Here is a 967-nt window from a genome sequence, read left to right on the forward strand (position 1 = left end):
CGCACCCACATGTCGCGGATGGCGGTGGCGATGCCGGCGACGCTGCCGATCTTTTCGATGCGGAAATCATGCGGCAGCCAGCGCTGGTCGATGATCTCCACCGAACGCCCGTCGTCGCTCAGCCAGATGGTGCGATAATGGCGGTCGCCGACGTTCAAATGCTGCTCTCCTGTTCGATCAGCGCGGCCAGTTGGTTGACCTCGTCGATGCTGTGGATCTGGCGCCGGTTGACGGCGATGTGACGGCCGAATTTCAGCGCCTTTGCCTCACAACTGGCGCGCAGATCCTCGTCGGCAATGGTCTCGAAATCGGCATTGTGGGCGAGGCCGAGGATGCGCCGGTGCACCTCGATGCCAGCAAAGCCGAGCAGGTCGGTCCAGATCTGGTGCAGCACATGGTCGAGCGCCTGCTCGGCGCCGAGCCTGTCGCCCTGATCCTCGAACAGGCTCTTCTGATAGAGCATGCCGGTGCGCTCGGTACGCCACAGATGCGAGAACTCGGCGCGGAACACCGACCAGGTCTCGGTCGTCACCTCGAGCAGATAGGCGCGCATGGCGTCGCGCTTGCCCCTCTGCTGGTGGCCGCGCTGCGAGAAGAACGACATCCAGAAATTGGCGAGCAGCATGCCGACATCGAAGGCCATCGGACCGTAGAAGGCGAATTCCGGATCGATCATCCGGGTTTCCTGGTCGGTGACCATGATCGAACCGGAATGCAAATCGCCATGCAGCAGCGTTTCGGCATTGGCGGCGAAAATGTGCTTCAGCCGCTGCGCCTCGACCTTGAGGTCGCGGTCGGCACGCAGTTCGGCGACGAGGCCGTCGAGTTGCGGCGAGGTGTGGCGGTTCATCTTGGCGTCGAAATAGGGGTCGGAGAACACCAGGCTTTCAGTGATGTCGCAGAGTTCGACATTGTCGGCGAACAGCGCCAGATCGGCCTTGCGGTCCTTGGCCGCCATGTGCAGGTC

General features: G+C 62.7%; 1 protein-coding gene and 1 pseudogene. Both read right to left on the reverse strand.

Annotated features, from left to right (window positions below):
* Positions 1-158, reverse strand: a pseudogene (locus EN935_RS42560) (S-methyl-5-thioribose-1-phosphate isomerase); the annotation flags it as partial.
* Positions 155-967: S-methyl-5-thioribose kinase (mtnK, locus tag EN935_RS37780; protein WP_127374327.1), on the reverse strand; the 813-nt coding region annotated here is incomplete at its 5' end. The pseudogene EN935_RS42560 and the gene mtnK, both read right to left, overlap by 4 nt.

The organism is Mesorhizobium sp. M7D.F.Ca.US.004.03.1.1 (assembly GCF_003998635.1).
GTDB classification, from domain to species: Bacteria; Pseudomonadota; Alphaproteobacteria; order Rhizobiales; family Rhizobiaceae; genus Mesorhizobium; species Mesorhizobium loti.